Here is a 266-nt window from a genome sequence, read left to right on the forward strand (position 1 = left end):
TCACATACCTGCTTAAAACGATATTTGTGTTTTTAAGAATGACTGACATTCATCATCAGCGTATCTCTTTGATATAAAAGATGTTTAATCTTCCAGATTACGCGCTGCGCGAGACCAGAGACGATATAAATGCCACGGCCGTTGCGGCTCTCCTACCGCGAAAACAACCTTAACCTCTCCTGCCCTATTCGCACTGTTTTTTGACTTATAACCAGCCACAGAATTCTCAATTTGAGTAGCTGCTTTTGCAGCCTGAATAATAGTCC

Annotated in this window: 1 pseudogene; it reads right to left on the minus strand. The window is 42.1% G+C overall.

The features are described from left to right. Positions 1-84: 84 nt before the first annotated feature. A pseudogene (locus tag HBA93_RS21525) lies at positions 85-266 on the minus strand (hypothetical protein); the annotation flags it as partial.

This window comes from Ochrobactrum sp. SFR4, from assembly GCF_019730395.1.
GTDB lineage: Bacteria > Pseudomonadota > Alphaproteobacteria > Rhizobiales > Rhizobiaceae > Pseudochrobactrum.